Annotated in this window: 1 protein-coding gene; it reads left to right on the forward strand. The window is 64.6% G+C overall.

What is annotated here, in order from left to right:
- Positions 1–56: 56 nt before the first annotated feature.
- Positions 57–416: a VOC family protein gene (locus E1261_RS44980; RefSeq protein WP_202875493.1), complete on the forward strand. Its 360-nt coding sequence runs from the start codon at positions 57–59 to the stop codon at positions 414–416.
- Positions 417–680: the final 264 nt, after the last annotated feature.

A 680-nucleotide genomic window follows, 5' to 3' on the forward strand; every position in this document is an offset into this window, starting at 1 on the left:
GGGCGATAGGGTGGCTTATGCCTCTGAGCGCGTATCGAGTTCGAGCTTCGGTCGCGGTGTCTGACCTTTACCGGGCGGTCGCGTTCTACGAAGGGAAGCTCGGCTTGCGGGCATTGGAGTCCGGGCCCAGCGCTCATGTTGCTGATGGGAGTCGGACCTACGGGGCTGGTGGCGGACCGGCGCTGAACGTGTATCAGTCCGATACCGCTGGGAAGAGTCCGGCCACGCTGGCGACCTGGTATGTCGACGACATCGAGGAGATCGTTGACGAACTCACAGCGAGCGGCGTCGAGTTCATTCGCTATGACCAGCTCGAATACGACGCGAAGGGGATCACTGCCCGGGCCGGCGGTGGGCGTATCGCCTGGTTTCAGGACCCGGACGGCAACACCTTCGCCATCGAAGCCGACGTCTGAGAGGGCCTGCGGATCCTTCGGACGTTAACTCCGAGCAGCGATTAACGTCCGAAGTTCCGGAGACCACGCCCTCGGATCCTTCGGACGTTGCTGGTACGGCGCTCTGGTGCGCCGCGTGCGGGTGAGCCGGGTGTACGCGGTCCGAGCGGCCTAGTCCTTGGGCGGGCGAGCGGGGTTGCCTATCGAGCCGGTGGGTTGCCCCCTGAAATTTTGGCTGGGCAACCCCCCAACTCGAGGGATATCCCCGCAGGTGGAAGGCTGCCC

The sequence above is a fragment of the Kribbella albertanoniae genome, assembly GCF_004348455.1.
Classification (GTDB): Bacteria; Actinomycetota; Actinomycetes; order Propionibacteriales; family Kribbellaceae; genus Kribbella; species Kribbella albertanoniae.